Genomic DNA, 17480 nt, shown 5'->3' with positions numbered 1-17480 from the left:
GATGAGCTCCCATGTCCTCGTGCGTGTGATTCAGGAAAGTTGCCGGGCCCGGGTCTCCGGCAGGCCGAGCAGGGCCACCCCCGAGCGTCTCTCGACTCCTCGTGGAGCCAATGGTTTCAACATAAGTATTGTTCAACGATCTGACAATAGCCTCGTGCTAAGATTCTTCCGTCGACGACGACGAAGGGGCTGAGCGGTCGTGATAGATGGTGCCGCGAGGGCGACCGAGCGCCTTGCCGAGGACCGCGCCCTGCTCGGGCGCACCAGCACCGCCGAACGCGTGGCCGCGATCCTGCGCGAGCGCATCACCGAGGGCATGTTCGCGCCCGGCACCCGCCTGTCCGAAGAGTCGATCGGCAGCGCCCTCGGCGTGTCACGCAACACGCTCCGTGAGGCCTTCCGCCTTCTCTCCCACGAGCGGCTGCTCGTCCACGAGCTCAACCGCGGCGTTTTCGTCCGCCGGCTCACCGAGAGCGACGTCGTCGACCTCTACCGCGTCCGGCGCCTCGTCGAGTGCGCCGCCATCCGCCAGGCGGCCAAGCCTTCGGCGGAGGCGCTCGCCGCCCTCCGGGAGGCGGTCGGCAGCGCCGAGCTCGCGGCGCGGGAGCAGCGCTGGGAGGACGTCGGCACCGCCAACATGCGCTTCCACCAGGCCATCGTGCGGCTGGCCGCCAGCCCCCGGCTGGACGAGACCATGAGCCGGCTGCTCGCCGAGCTACGCCTCTGCTTCCTCGAGATGAACAACCCCCGCGCCTTCCACGAGCCCTACCTGTGGCGCAACCGCGACATCCTCCAGCTAATCGAGACCGGCGACACCGAAGGCGCCGAACGCCTCCTCGACAGTTATCTGACAGACGCCGAACACCACCTCGTCCAAGCCCACCCCTGATCACCCCGCCTCGACTCCCCGGCCCACCCCCGTACCTTCCTCGCCGGGGCCGGTGTTCCTCTCGGCCGGCGTGGTGGTCGTATCAATGGGCATCGCGACGGCGGGTAGCGGTACGGCGATGCCGGCGCCGTTGTGCGGCGGCCGACCTGGGGTATGAGGGGGTGCGATGCGCGGAGGTGGGATGAGAGTCGTCGTACTGGCGGACACCCACGCCCCTCGGCGGTGGAAGGGCTGCCCGCCTCGGGTGGCCGATCACCTGCGTGGGGCCGACGCCATCCTGCACGCCGGTGACGTCTGCACGGCCGGTGTGCTCGACGAGCTGGCCGCGTACGCGCCGGTCCACGCGGTGAAGGGGAACAACGACGGACCCGACGTGCGGGCGCCCGAGACCCTCGAGCTCGAGCTCGGCGGGCTGCGGGTCGCGATGATCCACGACAGCGGGGCGGCCAAGGGGCGCTGGGCCCGGATGCGGCGGCGCTTCCCCTCGGCGGACCTCGTGGTCTTCGGCCATTCGCACATCCCCCTCGATCACGCCGAGGAGGGGCTGCGCATCTTCAACCCGGGCTCGCCGACCGATCGCCGCCGCCGGCCGCACGGCACCATCGGCGTGCTCCAGATCGAGGACGGCCGCCTCGTGAGCGCGGAGATCGTCCCCGTCACCTGATCGGCGAGGTACGGCAGGACAGGCGTGGGTCGCGGGGAGTTCAGGCCTGGGAGGAGTGCTGGTCTCGCCGGGCGCGCTGCAGCTCGGTGACCTGGCGGAACGCCTGCTTGAACACCGCATAGACGTCCTCGCCCAACGCCCGCGCGTGCCGGTGCTCGATGGCCGCCATGATCGCGTCCGACCGGGCCATCTCGTCGAGCCCGAGAGCGGTGGGCACGATCAGCTTGGCGCGCCGGTCCTGCGGGTCGGGTTCGCGGCGCACGTAGCCGAGCTCGACCAGCTCGTCCACGAGCGTGCCGATGACCTGCTTGTGCTGGCCGGACTGCAGGGACAGGTCCGTCGCCCGGCTGCCTTCCTCGTCGAGGTAGGCCAGTACCGCTCCGTGCCGGGGCCGCAGGCGGGGGTGCCCCTGCTGGGCGAGGGTCTCGAACAGCTCCTTCTGGATGGTGAACAGCGTCTGGCCGGCCATCATGCCGAGGTCGGGGTCGATCTGCTTGCGTTCGCTGCGCCGCATCGAGGTCACCTGATCACCGGTCTCATTAGTCACTAATCTTGACTGTCACTGATTCTTACTTTATGGTCGATCTCGCCTGGTCGCCATGGAGGAGACAGCGTTGACAACCGTAGAACTCACCCGCTTCCACGTCGCACCGGACCGCGTGGAAGCGCTGCTCGCCGCGCGACCCGCGATGCTCGCGGACTTCCGGGCCGACCGCGCCGGCTTCCTGGACGCCCGCCTGGTACGCCTGCCCGGCGACCAGTGGCTCGACATCGTCTACTGGCGGACCTCCGAGGACTTCACCCGGTCGCGCGCCAAGGGCGCGAACCTCCCCGGCATCACGGCCTTCTTCGCGGCCATCGACGACGTGCTCTCCTCCGAAGAGGGCACCACCACCGAAAGTGAGAACGCCCGATGACCATCCTGATCACCGGCGCGAGCGGCAACGTCTCCGGCGCGCTCCTCCGCTCCCTGCCCATCACCGATGACGTCCGCGTGCTCGTACGCGATCCGGACAGGGCGCCCGGCGTCGCCGGAGCGCAGGTCGTGGTCGGCGACCTCGAGCGGCCGCGCACCCTCGGCGCGGCATTCGAGGGGGTCGACACCCTGTGGCTGCTCAACGCGATGGGCCCGCAGGCGCCGCATGCGAGCATGAACGCCCTCTGGGCGGCTCGCCAGGCGGGCGTCCGCCACGTCGTACGCCTGTCGGCGGTCGGCGCCGCCCATGACGCCCCCACCCGCAACGGGCGGCTCCACGCGCTGTCGGACGCCGAGCTCATGGCGTCCGGCCTGGGATGGACGATCATCAGGCCGCACTTCTTCATGCAGAACTTGCTCGGCTCGGTGCAGGGCGACACCCTGTACGGGGGTGTGGGGGACGGCCGGCTCGGCTTCATCGACGTCCGCGACATCGCGGACTTCGGCGCGCGCGTCCTTGCCGCACCCGCGTCGCACGCCGGCAAGGTGTACACCCTGACCGGCCCCGCGAGCATCTCCTTGAAGGAGGCCGCCGAGCGGCTGGAGCCCGTGCTCGGCACCCCGATCCGCTACCACTCGCTGAGCGAGCGGGAGGCCTACCAGGCCATGCTCGACGCGGGGCTGCCCGAATGGATCGCCGCCGTCAACGCCGAGTACGGCACCGCCTACGCGGGTGGCTGGGGAGACTTCACCACGCGGGACTTCCCCGACGTCATGGGACGCCCCGCCCGGCCGTTCGCCGAGTTCGCCCGCGACTTCTCCGGAGCACTGCGCGCCGCCTGAAAGCCTGCCCTGGCGTTCGGATGCCGTCGATGCGGGCACACGACAGGTCGCGCGCGTGCGGGGATTCGATAGCGGAGTAGGGGGCCGGCTCACGTGGGGCGGTGCGGGTTTTCGGGTGCGTAATCCGGAAAGGAGGGCGGCGGGAAATCGGGCGTGAGAATCGGGGTCGAAATGCTGAATGCGACCGGAGAAATGAATTCTCCGGTCGCATTTGAGCCGTGGCCGCTCCTTGGGCATCAGCCCCAAGGGGTGCCGAAGCTGCTCGTGGGGGTCGGGGTGGGGGTCGGCGTGGCCTGCGTCTCCGAGGTGACCGTGGTGGGCGTGGCGGACGTTTGGGCCATGGCCATGCTGGTGACGGTCGCGCTGCCGCCGATGGCGATGATGGTGACGATGGCGATCCGGGCGGCGGTGGACCTGAGGTTGTTCGTCATTTCTGCTGACCCCTTTTCTGCGACCTTCGGCTTATTTCTTTGCCGTTTCCCTGCTGGCAATTACGAAGGTATTAGGGGTCGCTATCCGCTCCCTATCGCTGCGCTTCTATTTCACCGGCCCCGATGGATGGCCGACGATAGCGGCCGGAAAGGGCGCCTACGCGCGCCCACGCACCTTGGCCCGACGGTCCGGGCCGGTCGGGCAAGTACGCTGAGAGGGATGCCGGCGCCCGGCACCTCGGCGCGATCTCCTTCACCTGGACGGCGACCATGGCGTACCCCGAGCCCACGTGCGAGTTGCATCTCAGGATGGCCGGACAACCCCATGACCTGATGCTGCGGGTGCACGGCGCCCAGCCGACCGAGGACGACGTGGCGGCGTGGATGTCCGAGGGCTCCGTGATCAGGCTCGAGGTCACCGAAACGGCCAACCGTGCCCCGCACACGATGCTGGTGAACTTCGGCGGCGTGGTCTTCGCCTGGATCGTTCCCTTCAAGTCCGGCCAGTGATCATCGCCTGAGGGCGGGCGGCAGATAGAAGGGCGGTCATCCGATCGCTACCGTGGCGATCGTGAAGCCACATCGACCCATGGGGCGGCGCGGCCGCCCCCCGCGGAGCACCCGTCCCGCGAAGGACCCTCCGGCTGTGGATCTGACTGGCATGAACGTCGTGCTCGTCGGTTACTTCTCCGCCAAGGAGAAGCAGTATCTAACGATCATGGATGAGTTCGCGGACTCGGTGCTGGCTCTCGGCGCTCAGGTGGTGGGGCGGTTCGTCCAGCGCCGGGGAGTATCCGACGGTGGCGTGCGGACGATGGACCTGCCGTACTCGTCACGCACGCTGGTCAGCGCCGGCAAGGTGGAGGAGATCGCGCTGGTGCGGGAGAAGAGCCGCGCCCACGCGGTCATCTTCCTCAACCCGCTGACCGACCATCAGCGCGAGGCGCTGACCGGCCTGTTCCACTGTCCCGTGATCACCTCGGACGACCTGCGGGCGTGACCGGTCCTCGTCCCTCCGAGCCGGAAAGGACGGCCCGCGCATCCACCGGTGACGGCGGGCCGTCACCTGGCGGGCCATCCCGCCACCGAGCGGCCGGTCATGGGAGCGGGAATACCAAGACCAAGGTCACGTCAACGTGCAGGCCTGGATCGACACCTCACTCACCGGCCTCTCCACCACTGCGGCCAAACAACTCGCCTGCGAGGCCATCGGGCAGAACAGCCTCGACTGGCTGGAGCGCGCCAAGCAGGAAGGCCGCTGATCCTGTTCACGAGGAAGGGCCGTGCTCAGGTTGCGACCGCCGTCGAGCATGGACATGGATGTCCGGAGACATCACATATCCTCCGAAGCAGGATTCGAACCTGCGGTCCCGCGTGAGGAGAGCGGTGACCGTACTGCGGCTTACCGCTTTGATTGGCTCACACATGGCAGGATCCTGTGAGCATGAGACGGAGTGCATGATGCGGACCCACTTCGAACTCGACGAGGTCGAGGAGTTCGCGTCGGTCAAGGATCTGCTGATCCGGCGCTGCCAGATATGGGCGGCCGAGCACGGCATGCGGGCCGAAGAGGTGATGATCTCCGCGGCTCTGGACTCGCGGCACCACAGTCGTGATGGGCGGCTGGCCTTCTGGGGCCCCGGCCAGGTGCGGCGGCTACTGCTGGAGTGGATTCCGCAGCGCGTCGTGGCCGACCCGGATGTCCTCGACGCCGCGCCTGAGAGCCTGCTCACCCTGCTGCGCTATCTGGCCGCGTCCGGTCTGCGTGATCCTCGTGGCGCCGGGCCGGCGGAGCTGGAGGCGGCCGTCGCCGAGGTCGCGGCGGAGTACCCCGTCGCGCTTGCCGATCCGCTGCGTCAGAGCGTTGGGAAATTCTGGGCACGGACGGCGCTCGACAACGGTGTCGATCTCACCGACCGGCGGGCGTTGGAGAGGTTCCAGCGGGACCTCGACGCCGGGCGGGTGCGATACGACAACGACCTGCTCGACAACCTGGTGAAGGCCCAATTCCTGGACTCGGGGCCTCGCTCTTACCAGGAGCGGGCTTTCGCCCAGCTTCCCGTGGCACTCCCGCCGGCTGCGGAACTCGCCGAGGCGGCGGCCAAGAGCAGGGTCGTATGGCAGCTAACTCGCCTGGCCGGCTGGGTGGGGGCGGACGGGCGGCAGCTCACCGCCGCCGGTCACCTGAGACTGGGCGATGCCCGGGAACTGGCTGGCTTGCTCGAGACCGAAGAGCAGGAAATGAAGGTGCGCAGCTCGGCCGAGATGCCCCGCATCGGGCTGCTGCTCGCTTGGGCGAAGAAAGCACGCTTGCTCCGGGTCAGCAAGGGACGCCTGGTGCGAGTGGCCAAGGCCGCGCCAGTCCTGCGCGATCCCGAGGCCCTGTGGTCGCGTGCGTTCGAGGTGTTCTTCGAGCTGGGCGCCGCGATCGGCGTGCCCGCCGCCACCTGGAGCGCGTCCTCCCTGCTCGTCGAGACATTCGACGAGGTTCTCCCCGACGTGCTGAACAGCGCGTACGGCATGCCGAGTCCTGTTCCACTGGCCCGGCTCAAGGAGACCGTGTGGCTTACCTGTCAGGAATACTTCGTGCTCGATCAGGCCGGGGACGACGTCCGGCAGAAGCTTTGGCGGCGGCTGGTCGAGCGGGATCTGCTCATGGCGTTTGAGGTCCTGTCCGAGCTAGGCGTGGTCGAGCTGAGCCACGGCGTTCCGGACGAGTTGTACTTCAGTGATCTTCAGGGAGCTGAGCAGCCCTTGCCGCCTGAGGTTTGTGCGCGGCTCCTGAGAGGCCGGGACAAGCCGGACCTGCTGATCGAGCTGACGCCCCTCGGCCTGAGGGCGGTACGGGAGCAGATGCTCGCCGACGGCCGGGACGTTCCGCTGGTCGGAGAGCTGGCCGATGCTCCACCGGCGGAGCTGCTGGGTGTACTGGCCCAGCACTACCCTCCGGAACAGGCCGCCCTGGAGCTCGAAGGCTGGCTGACGGCGCACGGGGGAGACATCGCACCACTTCTCGGCGCCATCCGTGCCTGCCCTTTCCGCACGCGAGCGGCGGCCATGCTCGCCTCCCTGGTGGAGGTGCGCGCTGACGGGCGGTCGATGCTCGCACGGGCGCGGCACGATCCGGCGCTGGGCCCGATCGCCGTGACGGCTCTCCTGGAGGCGGGAGACCTGCGACCCGAGGACCTCACCCCGCAGGAGCAACTGTCGCTGCTGGCCGAAGGGTTGCTCGTGCTCCTGGAGCTCGGTGGTCCTGAAGCCGTCATGGAGCAGGTCAAGGAAATGGCGGGGAAGGACGCCCTTGAGATGGTCGAGGCGGTGCTGAGCTCAGGCCATGCCGGTCACACGGCCATGGAGGAACTGCGCATACTGGTGGCCGAACCGATGCGCGCGCGAGTTCACCGGCTGCGTCTGGTGCGTACCCCGGCTCCCGGATCGCACGGCCGCCACGGCAGACCTGGCAAGAAACGCAAGCGCTGACATCTCCCCACATACGGCGTTCCAGCTGGCGTCATAGAACGTCGAGGCACCAGCTGTCGTCGGGTGCCGGTCCCGGGGTATCGGGACCGGCAGACGCCGACCTACGGTGGTTCGGCCTGACGCTGCCCAGGCCCCCTACGTGTGGGACCTCCGACGCGGCCTATTCGACGGTGTAGCCGCTGAACAGCAGGGCGGCCAGGCCCAGGGCGACCAGGACGTTCACCACGGTGGCGGCGGCGAACACGCCCACGGGACGCCAGCCGGCCTCCTTCAGCGAGGCCACGCGGAACTCAAGGCCGATGCTGACGAAGGCCAGGATGAGGAACCACGTGCGCAGGTCGTTGGCGACGCCGATGACGGCTTTGCCCTGGGCGGCGGGGACGGTGGTCAGGTACCAGGTGGCGATCACCGAGGCGCTCACGAACCCCAGCACGAACTTAGGGAAGCGCCGCCACAGCTCGCCCAGGCCCGGCCGGGCGGCGTCGGCGCGGCGCTCGACGCGGAAGGCGAACCAGGCGGTCAGCGCCACCACGACGACACCGATGAGGGCGTTCTGCGTGACCTTCACGATGGTGGCGATCGCGAGGGCGTCCTCGCCCACGATGGTTCCCGCGGCGGTCACCGCGGCGGTGGTGTCGATGTTGCCGCCGATCCAGGCCCCGGCCACTTCGGGGCTGAGGCCGAGGGCGGAGGCGAGCGCCGGGAGGATGAAGATGGACGGCAGGGCGAAGGCGATCACCAGGCTGGCGCTGTAGGCGAGCTGCTCGCGCCTGGCCTGCACGGCTCCGGCCGCGGCGATGGCGGCGCTGACGCCGCAGATCGACACGGCGGCCGACAGCAGCGCCCGGAGCTTGTCGTCAAGACCGAGCCTGCCGCCGAGCCACCAGGTGAACAGGAAGACCGTGCTGATGAGCACGATGCCCTGGATGATGGCCGGCCCGGCCGCGGTGACGATCACCTTGAGGTTGATCGACGCGCCCAGCAGGACCAGGCCCGTCTTGATGAAGAACTCCGTCCTGAAGCCGCCGGCCAGCCGGTCCCGCAGCCCGGTGGCGGTGAGGACGGCGTTGCCCAGCAGGCCGAGGACGATCGCGTACACGGGGAACTCGATGGCCTTGGCCAGGCCCGACCCGGCGAACCAGGTGGGGACGCCCTTCTCCAGGAACCGGGTGGCCGCGGCAAGGAGGAGCACGACGAGGACTCCGGCGGCGGGCCACCGCCAGGCGGGCGTCCCGGCCTGGACACCGGTGTTCGCGGCCTGCTCGGTGCTCATCACGGCACCAGCCCTGTCGGGATCACGCCTGTGATGATCAGCACGAGGAGGACGAGGCCGACGATGGTGGCAGCCCAGTCCTCGTTGAGCGCGGTACGGCTCTCGCCGCTGGTCGGCGGTTCTACCTCGCTCATGCCGGCACCTCCGCCGATCGCTGCTCACTCATGGGAGTGCCTTTCTGCGGCCGGCGGGCCGCGTCGGAACGGCCGGCCGAGCTGCGTCGTCACCTGGCGGACCGGCGCGGTGATCGCAGGCCCGCCGTTATTCAGGCCAAGCGTCGATCGCATTCTGCTATAAGTCAATAGGGAATACATGGATTTGCCTGGCCAGGGATCGCGGTGAGACGGGGACCCGGCGATGACGGGCGGGATCCGGCGCGATCCGGCACCTCGGGCACCGCATTGGCCCAATCGACCGGACCGGCATTGGCGCTTACGGCCGGCCGATCAAATGCCGGAGGATGGCCTTCGCCGCCCTGCGACAAGGAAGGAACCCGAGGTGTCGTACCTGAAAGACGTCGGTGAGACGAGCGCGCTCTACCTGCCGCCCGGCGAAGTGGAACACGTGACGATGCGGTCGGGCACCGTCGCCCGTTTCGTCGCCACCGGCTCGGTGACGCAGGGGCGCTTCGGCCTGTTCGAGTGGAACATGCTCCCGGGAATGGGCGGGTCCAGCCCGCACTTCCACAAGACGTTCTCCGAGTCCTTCTACATCCTGTCCGGCACCGTCCGGCTTTACGACGGAGCACGCTGGGTGGACGCCACCCCGGGCGACTTCCTGCACGTCCCCGAAGGGGGAGTGCACAACTTCGCCAACGAGAGCGACGAAGCCGCCGCCATGCTCATCCTGTTCGCGCCGGGCGCGCCCCGGGAGGCGTACTTCCGCGAACTGGCCGAGATCGGCCAGACCGGCAGGACCCTCACCGAGGACGAATGGACGGAACTGTACGCCCGCCACGACCAGTACCGGGCGACCTGAACACAGCCTGTGGACATCCCCGCGCCGGCGCGGACCTGCGCGGTCAGGGGTGATCACCTCGCCGCTCCGCCCGCGCGGCTGTGCTCATTCCTCTGGGGTCAGGGCGGTGAGGCGTGCGGCCTCGGTCTCGTTGCCGAGTTCGAGGTACTGCCGGCGCGCCTCGGCAAGGGAGAGGCGTGCGGCCGCCCGGTCGCCGGCCTTCGCGTAGACCTCACCGAGCGCGCCCATGGTCCGCGCTCTTCCGTACGCGTGCTGCAGCCGCTCCCACAGGACCGCGGCGGCGCGGAACCGGGCGATGGCCTGTTCGTGGCGTCCTTCCGCGCTCTCCAGGAGGCCGAGCCCGTGGAGGGCGACCGCCTGGCCGAAGTCGTAGTGGCAGGCGGAGCCGGCGGCCAGGCCGCGCTCCAGCGTCCGGCGGGCGTCGGGGTGACCGTGATCGGCGTAGAGCTGTCCGAGATGGGCGAGCACCTGCGCCTCCAGCAGGGGATCGGCCGACGACCTGGCCTTGGCCACGGCCTCGCGCAACTGCTCGGCGCCCTCGTCGTACCGGCCGGCCCGTTTGTGGATCACCCCGAGCAGCGTGCGCACGACGCACTCCTCACGCGGGCCGGCGAGCTTCTCGGCGATCACCATGGCGCGCCGCGCGTGCTCTAGCGCCTCGTCGAGGCGTCCCCGCTCGTTGTCGATGATGCCGAACTGCTGGAGCACGTGGAGCTCGCCGAGCAGGTAATCGCACGACCGGGCGATCTCCAGGCTCTCGTGGAGCCGGGTGAGGGCCTGGTCGTGGTCACCCCGCAGCCGGTGCGCGTCGCCGCAGAGGTACAGCGCGTCCGCCAGGCCGCGACGCTCACCGAGCTCGCGGAAGATCCGGCAGGACGAGCCGGTCGACTCCAGCTTGTCGTCGAGCGCGGTGCCGGACTTGCCGGAATGCAGGTCGGCGAGGTTGCGCAGCATGATCGCCTCGCCCAGGCGGTCCCCGGCCTCCCGGCAGGCGGCCAGCGCCACCTGGTGCGTACGCGTGCCTTCCGGGGCGTCGCGCAGCTCGTAGAAGGTCTGGGCGGCGGCCGCCAGCCCCCACGCGTATTCCGTCGCGCCCAGGCCGGCCGCCTGCCGCACCGAAGCGATGATCGTCCGTCGTTCCGTCTCGAACCAGGCGAACGGGTCGCTCACCATGCTCTCCGCCGCGTCGGGCCGCCAGCGGGACGCGCTGGGATGTAACGCGGCCAAGGTCCGTGCGGGAAGGCGCGCGTCGGCCTCCTCCGCGAGCAGCAGCCACCCGCCGAACGCGCGGCACAGCGCCTCCCGGCCGCCGGCGGCGTCGTCCTCGGTCTCCGCGCGATGGCGGGCGAAGATCCGGATCAGCTCGTGCAGGCGGAACCGCGCCCGTCCCGCGAGGTCGGGCCCGATCTCGTCGACGAGGCGCGCGTCCACCAGGCCGAACAGCCATTCGTCCGCGACCCGCTCGGACGTACCGGTCAGCGCGGCCGCGGCCCAGCCGGGGAAGTCGGGCGCGTCGAGCAGCCCGAGCAGCCGGAACAGCCGGCGCTGCGGCTCGTCGAGGCCCGCGTAGGAGGTGCCGATCGCGGCTTTCACGTCGAGGTCGCCGGCCCGGAGCCGGTCGAGCCGCGACGCCTCGTCGCGCAGCTCCGCCGCGAAGGCGGACAGCCGCCACCCCGGCCGTGCCGTCACCCGCGCCCCGGCGATCCGCACGGCCAACGGCAGCCGGCCGCACAGCTCGACGATCTCCAGCGCCGATTCGGGCTCCTGCTCGACCCGCCCGGCGGTCACGATCTTGGCGAACAGGTCGAGAGCCGCGCCGGGCTCTAGGACGTCGAGGTCGACGAAGGAGGCGGACTCCAGACCCAGCAGCCGCTTGCGGCTCGTCACCACCACCGCGCAGCCGGCCGACCCCGGCTGGAGCGCCCGTACCTGCGCTTCGGCGTCGGCGTTGTCGACGAGCACCAGGACCCGCCGGTCCGCGAGCAGGCTGCGGTAGAGCTGGACCCGCTCGGGGAGGGTCTCGGGGACCGAGGGACCGGGCACGCCGAGCGCGCGCAGGAACTGTCCCAGCACCGCCGCGGGCGCGGTCTGGCCGGTGAAGTCCGCGCACAGCTGGCCGTCGGGGTAGCCCTCCCTGAGGCCATGCGCGAGGTGGACGGCCAGCGTGGTCTTCCCGACCCCCGCGCGGCCGGAGATCGCGACGGTCCTGAGCGCCCGCGGGCCGTCCGCGGCCAGCACCGCCGTCCAGTGCTCGATCTCCTTCTGGCGACCGGTGAAGTCGGCCAGGCAGGGCGGCGTCTGAACCGGCCCCTGGCGCTGGTTCGGCGCCGCCGGGCGGCGCTCGTCGACCAGGACCTCCTGGTGCACGCGGCCCAGCTCGGGGCCGGGACCGACGCCGAGGTCGTCCCTCAGCCGCCGCCGGTGGTCGGCGAAGAACTTGAGCGCTTCGGAACGCCGTCCCGACAGGTGCATGGCGCGCATGAGCAGGACCGCGAACCCCTCGCGGAACGGGTGCTCCGCCACGAGGCTCACCAGCTCCTTGACGAGATCCTCCGCCCGGCCCTCCTCTAGGTCGGCCTCCATCCGCCATTCGAGCGCCGCCAGCCTGCGCTCGCCCAGTACGTCGGCGTACGTGGCCAGCGAGGAGGTCACGGGCACGTCGGCCATCACCGGCCCGCGCCAGAGCGAGAGGGCGCGCCGCACCGGTTTCGCGGCCCCCGCCGGGTCGCCGCGAGCCCGCAACCGCCCCGCCTCGTCGCAGAGGTCCTCGAAACAGGCAGCGTCGACGGCGTCGCGTTCGACGTTCAGCCGGTAGCCGCCGTCGCGGTACCGCAGGACGTCGGCGTCGCGGTCGTTGAGCAGCCGTCTCAGCGACAGGACGTATCCGCGAACCAACGTCCTGCACGAGGAGGGAGGCGCCTCCCCCCACAGCTCTTGGACCAGATAGTCCGTTGACACGTTCTGCCCCGCCCTGACCAGCAGGGCGGCCAGCACACCGCGAACCTTGCGTCCGCTGGGCGGCACCCAGCGTTCGCCGTCCCACACCTCCAGAGGCCCTAGGCAGCGGAACCTCATCGATGCCAAGCGGATCTCCATTCGGACGTGGTCCTGAACAGAAGCTCTACGCCTTTTCTACGGCACTTCTACAGCTGAGAACAACAATTTCCGACGATCACTGAAAACCGGATCCGCGTTCAGAGAGGGGAAGAACGATGGCGAGAAGAATCGGCTCGCTGGCCGACCGGCTGCTCGGGCTCCTGGTTCCCAGGGGGCACGCGGACGCCGCGTCCTGCTATTACGAGCAGTGCGGCGCCCGGCACTCCCGGTACTGCTGCTACTACCCCGACGACAACGTGATCATCTGCGGCTCCTGCGTCTACCGGCCGTAGCCGCGACCTTCCCCGCCCGCCGGCCGGAGCCCATTCGGCCGGCGGGACATCGACCTGAGAGGACTTGATATGGCGCCCTATCTCACCGCGGTCGGGATCGTGCTGAGCATCCTCTGCGGGCTGAATCTCATTCTGATACTCGCGGTGGTGCGGAGATTACGAGAACACACACAGAAGTTGTCCGAATTATCCGGATCCGGTGGCCCAGGCGCGCGCCTTCCCGCGGTCGGGTCGACGGTCGGGCACTTCGACGCGCTCACGGTCGATCTCCAGGCGGTGTCGCGCCGCGACCTCGAACCGGGCACGGTCGTCGGATTCTTCTCTCCCGGCTGCGAGCCATGCCGGACGAGCCTGCCGGAGTTCGCCGAACACGTCAGAGCACTGCCCGGGGGCAAGGACCGGGCACTGGCGGTGGTCGTCGGCGTCGGGGGGGGGGGGGGGGGGGGGGGGGGGCCGGCCCCCCCCCCCCCCCCCCGGGGGCGGGGGCCCCCCCCGGGGGGGGGGGGGCGGGGGCGGGGGGGGGGGGGGGGGGGGGGGGGGGGGGGGGGGGGGGGGCCCCCCCCCCCCCCCCCCACGCCGATGCCATGGCGGACGCGCTGGCAGAGGTCGCCCGCGTGGTCGTGGAGGACCACGAGGGACCGGTGGCCACGGCGTTCGAGGTGAACGCCTTCCCCACGTTCTGCCGCGTCGGGGAAGCGCACGCCGTCACCACCGCGGGATTCGACCTGTCGGTACTCAAGGACCCGATCCCGGCATGACCGCACAGAGGGAGGTCCGGTGGTCCCGGCTCGCGGAGCTGGGCGCGGCGCTGCGCCTCGGGTGGCAGGCCGGTCCGCTGCTGCTGCCGGCCTACGTGGCCGTCACCTTGGCCGCGGCGGCCATCCCCGTCGCGACCGCCTGGCTGACTAAGATCGTGCTGGACGGGCTGACGGGGGAGGGAACCGCGGTCATGCCCGCGGCGATCGCCCTGGTCTCCCTCGGGGTGCTGGCGCTCACGCTGCCGCACGCACGCCGGTACCTGCGGGCGGAACTCGGCCGCGCCACCGCGCTCCGCACGCAGGACCGGCTGTACACCAAGGTCAACGGCTTCACCGGCCTGTCCAGGTTCGAGGACCCCGCGTTCCTGGACCGGTTGCGCCTCGCCGACCAGGCGGCGCGGCACACGCCCGGCCAGATCGTCGACGGCGCGCTCGGCATCGCCCAGAACACCGTCACGGTGCTCGGCTTCCTGGTCTCCCTCGTGGTGATCAGTCCGGTCATCACCGCGGCCGTGCTGGGCGCCGCCGTCCCCACCCTGATCGCCGAGCTCTCCCTCAGCCGCCGGAGGGCCCAGGTGATGTGGAAGATCAGCCCCATGGAGCGCAGGGAGATCTTCTACGGACGGCTGCTCGGTGATGTACAGGCGGCGAAGGAGATCAGGCTCTTCGGGCTCGGCCACTTCCTGCAGGGGCGGATGCGGGCCGAGCGTATGCGCGCGAACGGTGAGCACCGGAGCCTGGACCGGCGCGAGCTGCTCACCCAGTCGGCGCTGAGCCTGGTGAGCGCCGGCACGGCGGGCGCCGGACTGCTCGTGGCGATCAACGCGGCGCTGAACGGCCAGGGCACCGCAGGGGACGTCTCCATGTTCGTGGTCGCGGTGGCCGCCGTGCAGACGGCGCTGAGCTCCCTGGCCGAGCAGGCCGCCTATACCCACCAGGAACTGCTGATGTTCGGCCATTACCTGGCCCTCGACCGCATGGAACCCGACCTGCCACGGCCCGAACGCCCCCGGGGGATTCCCGCCGCCGGCGACATCGAGCTACGCGACGTCTGGTTCCGGTACAGCGAGGACCACCCGTGGATCCTGCGCGGAGTCGACTTCACCATTCCGCGCGGATCCTGCGTGGCCCTCGTCGGGCTCAACGGCGCGGGCAAGAGCACGCTGGTGAAACTGCTGTGCCGTTTCTACGAGCCGACGTCCGGCTCGATCCGCTGGGGTGGAGTCGACCTGCGGGACATGGACCCCGACGATCTCAGGAAGCGCCTCGGGGCGGTCTTCCAGGACTACATGTCCTACGACTTCACCGCCGCGGAGAACATCGGGCTCGGGGACCTGACGGCGATCGGCGACCGGGAACGCATCGCGGCCGCCGCACGGCGGGCGGGCATCGACGACGCCGTGCGCAAGCTGCCCCGCGGCTACGACACCATGCTGAGCCGCAGCTTCTTCAGGGAGATGGAAGAGGACGACTCCTCCACGGGCGTGGTCCTCTCCGGCGGGCAGTGGCAGCGCCTGGCACTCGCCCGGGCGCTCATCCGGGAAGGCTGCGACATGATGATCCTCGACGAGCCGAGCGCCGGGCTCGACGCCCGCGCCGAACACGAGATCCACCGCCGGCTGCGCGGGCTTCGAGCGGGCAGGACGAGCCTGCTCATCTCCCACAGGCTGGGCGCGATCCGCGACGCCGACCTGATCGTGGTCCTGGACGACGGCCGGATCGCCGAGCAGGGCACCCACGACGAGCTCCTGCGCACGGACGGCCCGTACGCGAAGCTCTTCCTCCTCCAAGCCGAGGGCTACCGGGGCCCCGAGGTTGAGGGTCACCTGGACCTCCAGGCCGAGGGACACCGGGACGAGCTCACCGCCACCGCGATCGAACCATGACGGGGCTGGTCTCCCTGGCGGTCGTGCTCACCCTGTCGGCCATCCTGGCGATCGGGCTCCGGGCACGGCGTCGGTACCTCGTGGTGACGGTCCACGGCGAGAGCATGGCGCCCACCTACCGGGAGGGGGAGCGGGTCCTGGTCCGCAGGGCGCCGCTGGCCGAGGTCCGTCCGGGCCAGGTCGTCGTGGTCGAGGACCCGGTGCCGCCCGGACGGTGGATCATCAAGCGCGCGGCCGCCCTACCCGGTGACCCCGTACCGGGGGAGGTGGCGGCGGCCGCGGGCGCCGCACCCGGCTCCCGGGTCCCGGCGGGTTGCCTGGTCCTCCTGGGCGACAACCCCGCGGCCAGCGCCGACTCCCGCAGGTTCGGCTACATCCCCGCCGGCCGCCTGCTCGGGGTGGTGTCCCGCAGTCTCCGCGGTTGAGAGCACGCTGCCGGAGATCATGTCGTCAACGGACGCGAGGCCGGGAGTGCTTCAGGTGATCAGGCGGCGGGCGTTCGCGGCGTAGACCGTCTCGATGACGGGTGGGAGACCTCGCCGTTCGAGATCACCAGGTGGCCGGCTTGCCCTTCTGAACCAGCCACACGTCGAAGAAGTTCGTCAGATCCATGCCCGACACGCTCTGCGCCTCGCCGATGAAGTCGGCGGTGCTCACGTTGCCGTACCGGTGTGCGGTGGCCCACTGCTTGAGCAGCTGGAAGAACGCGGTGTCGCCGATCTTGCCGCGCAGCGCGTGCAGCGTCATCGCGCCCCGGTTGTAGGGCACGCTGCCGAACATGTCCACCGGGCCGGGGTCCGTCGTGACGGTCTGCCAGAACGCCGAGGTCGCGGCGCGCCCGTAGTTGCTCGCGCTGTTGAAGGTCTGCTGCGTCGTGGCGCCCCCGTTGTGCTCGGTCCACATCCACTGGGCATAGGTCGCGAAGCCTTCGTTGAGCCAGATGTCGGACCAGCGGCTGAGCGACACGCTGTCCCCGTACCACTGGTGGGCGATCTCGTGCGCCATCGTGTTGAGGCTCGGCGAGCTGGAGAAGATCGGCTTGGTCTGGCTCTCCAGGGCGTATCCGACATCCGGCGCCCGGTCGATGATCGCCCCGGCGGAGGCGAACGGGTAGGGGCCGAACAGGGAGCCGAAGTATTCGATGATGTCGGGGATCCTGGCGACGGTCGCCGCCGACTGGCTCGCGAGCTGCGGGTCGACGGCGGTGTAGATCGGGATCCCGCTCGGTGTGGCCGACCGGGCGACCTGGAACTTCCCGATCGTCACCGTAGCGAGATAGGTCGCCATCGGCTCGGTGGAGTCCCACACGAACGTCGTACGGCCGCCGACGGTCTTCTGCGACAGCAACTGGCCGTTGCCGACGGCGGTGAGACCCTCCGGCACGGTCGCGTGGAAGGTGAAGGTCGCCTTGTCCGTCGGGTGGTCGCTGCCGGGCAGCCAGGCGGGGGACCCCTGCGGCTCGCCCGGCACGAACACGCCGTCGTCGGTCGGCACCCAGCCCTCGATGGACTCGTCCGGGTCGGTGATGACCGGGGGCGTGCCCGCGTACTTCACGACCACAGTGAACTGCTCGCCGCTTTTCAGCTTCGGGCGCGGGGTGACGACGAGCTCTTGCCCGTCCCTCCGGAACGACGCCGGATGCTTGCCGACGAGGAGGGCGCTGATCTCCGGGCCGCGGAAGTCAAGGTCGAACCGGTCCAGATCCTGGGTCGCCAGCGCGGTGATGGTCGTGGTGGCGACCATGTGCCTGGTGGCCGGCTCGTAGTCGAAGGCGACGTCGTAGTGCAGCACATCGAAGCCCCCGTTGCCCTCGTCGGGGAAGTACGGATCCCCAACGCTGGGCGCACCCGCCGAATAGCGCGGCTCACCGTGGCCCGCCGGCGCCGCCAGCGCGGGCTGCGCGCCGACCAGCACCGAAAGCCCTGCCGCGACGACCGCGCCACGCAAACTACGAGACCTCATGCGATTCCTCT

The 17480-nt window shown here is 70.3% G+C and carries 19 protein-coding genes; 13 read left to right on the top strand and 6 right to left on the bottom strand.

Annotated elements, in window-relative coordinates; genetic code table 11:
• Positions 1-199: 199 nt before the first annotated feature.
• Both MYF83_RS13855 and MYF83_RS13850 read left to right on the top strand, forming a co-directional pair.
• Positions 200-889, top strand: a complete 690-nt coding sequence (locus MYF83_RS13855) for a GntR family transcriptional regulator (protein WP_248960705.1) — start codon at positions 200-202, stop codon at positions 887-889.
• Positions 890-1070: 181 nt separating this feature from the next.
• Positions 1071-1553, top strand: coding sequence for a metallophosphoesterase family protein (locus MYF83_RS13850; RefSeq protein WP_248960704.1), 483 nt, complete (start codon positions 1071-1073; stop codon positions 1551-1553).
• Positions 1554-1593: 40 nt separating this feature from the next.
• On the opposite strand, the gene MYF83_RS13845 is transcribed toward MYF83_RS13850, so the two are convergent.
• Positions 1594-2067, bottom strand: a complete 474-nt coding sequence (locus tag MYF83_RS13845; RefSeq protein ID WP_248960703.1) for a MarR family winged helix-turn-helix transcriptional regulator — start codon at positions 2065-2067, stop codon at positions 1594-1596.
• A 100-nt stretch (positions 2068-2167) separates the two neighbouring features.
• On the opposite strand from MYF83_RS13845, the gene MYF83_RS13840 reads away from it, so the two are divergent.
• A complete protein-coding gene (locus tag MYF83_RS13840; protein ID WP_248960702.1) occupies positions 2168-2470 on the top strand; it encodes an antibiotic biosynthesis monooxygenase in 303 nt (100 codons plus the stop codon).
• Positions 2467-3312, top strand: a complete 846-nt coding sequence (locus MYF83_RS13835; RefSeq protein WP_248960701.1) for an SDR family oxidoreductase — start codon at positions 2467-2469, stop codon at positions 3310-3312. Before MYF83_RS13840 ends, MYF83_RS13835 begins: the two co-directional genes overlap by 4 nt.
• A gap of 236 nt (positions 3313-3548) precedes the next feature.
• Here the strand turns inward: MYF83_RS13835 and MYF83_RS13830 are convergent, their stop codons facing one another.
• Entirely contained in the window at positions 3549-3743 is a 195-nt protein-coding gene (locus tag MYF83_RS13830) for a hypothetical protein (protein WP_248960700.1), read from the bottom strand.
• A 309-nt stretch (positions 3744-4052) separates the two neighbouring features.
• On the opposite strand from MYF83_RS13830, the gene MYF83_RS13825 reads away from it, so the two are divergent.
• From MYF83_RS13825 to MYF83_RS13815, 4 genes are all read left to right on the top strand, one after another.
• A complete protein-coding gene (locus MYF83_RS13825) occupies positions 4053-4253 on the top strand; it encodes a hypothetical protein (protein ID WP_248960699.1) in 201 nt (66 codons plus the stop codon).
• Between the two features lie 136 nt (positions 4254-4389).
• Positions 4390-4743: an HflX-like GTP-binding protein gene (locus MYF83_RS13820; protein ID WP_248960698.1), complete on the top strand. Its 354-nt coding sequence runs from the start codon at positions 4390-4392 to the stop codon at positions 4741-4743.
• A 136-nt stretch (positions 4744-4879) separates the two neighbouring features.
• Positions 4880-5005, top strand: a complete 126-nt coding sequence (locus tag MYF83_RS42670) for a hypothetical protein (RefSeq protein ID WP_279339499.1) — start codon at positions 4880-4882, stop codon at positions 5003-5005.
• Positions 5006-5201: 196 nt separating this feature from the next.
• Positions 5202-7223 (top strand): hypothetical protein, encoded by a 2022-nt coding sequence (locus MYF83_RS13815; RefSeq protein ID WP_248960697.1) that lies wholly within the window; start codon positions 5202-5204, stop codon positions 7221-7223.
• A gap of 160 nt (positions 7224-7383) precedes the next feature.
• Here MYF83_RS13815 and MYF83_RS13810 read toward each other — a convergent pair whose 3' ends face one another.
• On the bottom strand, positions 7384-8496 hold the full coding sequence (locus MYF83_RS13810; protein ID WP_248960696.1) for a YeiH family protein: 1113 nt from the start codon (positions 8494-8496) through the stop codon (positions 7384-7386).
• On the bottom strand, positions 8496-8630 hold the full coding sequence (locus tag MYF83_RS42665; RefSeq protein ID WP_279339498.1) for a hypothetical protein: 135 nt from the start codon (positions 8628-8630) through the stop codon (positions 8496-8498). Before MYF83_RS42665 ends, MYF83_RS13810 begins: the two co-directional genes overlap by 1 nt.
• 364 nt (positions 8631-8994) lie before the next feature.
• On the opposite strand from MYF83_RS42665, the gene MYF83_RS13805 reads away from it, so the two are divergent.
• A complete protein-coding gene (locus MYF83_RS13805) occupies positions 8995-9474 on the top strand; it encodes a cupin domain-containing protein (RefSeq protein WP_248960695.1) in 480 nt (159 codons plus the stop codon).
• Between the two features lie 84 nt (positions 9475-9558).
• Here MYF83_RS13805 and MYF83_RS13800 read toward each other — a convergent pair whose 3' ends face one another.
• Positions 9559-12549, bottom strand: a complete 2991-nt coding sequence (locus MYF83_RS13800; protein WP_248960808.1) for an AfsR/SARP family transcriptional regulator — start codon at positions 12547-12549, stop codon at positions 9559-9561.
• Between the two features lie 137 nt (positions 12550-12686).
• On the opposite strand from MYF83_RS13800, the gene MYF83_RS13795 reads away from it, so the two are divergent.
• The 4 genes from MYF83_RS13795 to MYF83_RS13780 all read left to right on the top strand — a co-directional run bounded on the left by MYF83_RS13795 (position 12687) and on the right by MYF83_RS13780 (position 15932).
• The gene (locus tag MYF83_RS13795) at positions 12687-12863 is read left to right on the top strand and encodes a hypothetical protein (protein ID WP_248960694.1); all 177 of its coding nucleotides are present in this window, start codon (positions 12687-12689) and stop codon (positions 12861-12863) included.
• Between the two features lie 584 nt (positions 12864-13447).
• The gene (locus tag MYF83_RS13790; RefSeq protein ID WP_248960693.1) at positions 13448-13621 is read left to right on the top strand and encodes a hypothetical protein; all 174 of its coding nucleotides are present in this window, start codon (positions 13448-13450) and stop codon (positions 13619-13621) included.
• Positions 13618-15507, top strand: coding sequence for an ABC transporter ATP-binding protein (locus tag MYF83_RS13785; RefSeq protein ID WP_248960692.1), 1890 nt, complete (start codon positions 13618-13620; stop codon positions 15505-15507). The genes MYF83_RS13790 and MYF83_RS13785 overlap by 4 nt, the downstream gene beginning before the upstream one ends.
• Entirely contained in the window at positions 15504-15932 is a 429-nt protein-coding gene (locus tag MYF83_RS13780; RefSeq protein WP_248960691.1) for a S26 family signal peptidase, read from the top strand. Before MYF83_RS13785 ends, MYF83_RS13780 begins: the two co-directional genes overlap by 4 nt.
• Before the next feature lie 124 nt (positions 15933-16056).
• On the opposite strand, the gene MYF83_RS13775 is transcribed toward MYF83_RS13780, so the two are convergent.
• Positions 16057-17469: a M1 family metallopeptidase gene (locus tag MYF83_RS13775; protein WP_248960690.1), complete on the bottom strand. Its 1413-nt coding sequence runs from the start codon at positions 17467-17469 to the stop codon at positions 16057-16059.
• Between the last annotated feature and the right edge of the window lie 11 nt (positions 17470-17480).

Origin of the sequence: Sphaerisporangium perillae (assembly GCF_023276435.1) — a bacterium.
GTDB classification, from domain to species: domain Bacteria; phylum Actinomycetota; class Actinomycetes; order Streptosporangiales; family Streptosporangiaceae; genus Sphaerisporangium; species Sphaerisporangium perillae.
The sequence above is the reverse complement of the archived record's forward strand: the minus strand, read 5'-3'. Positions and strand labels throughout refer to the sequence as shown.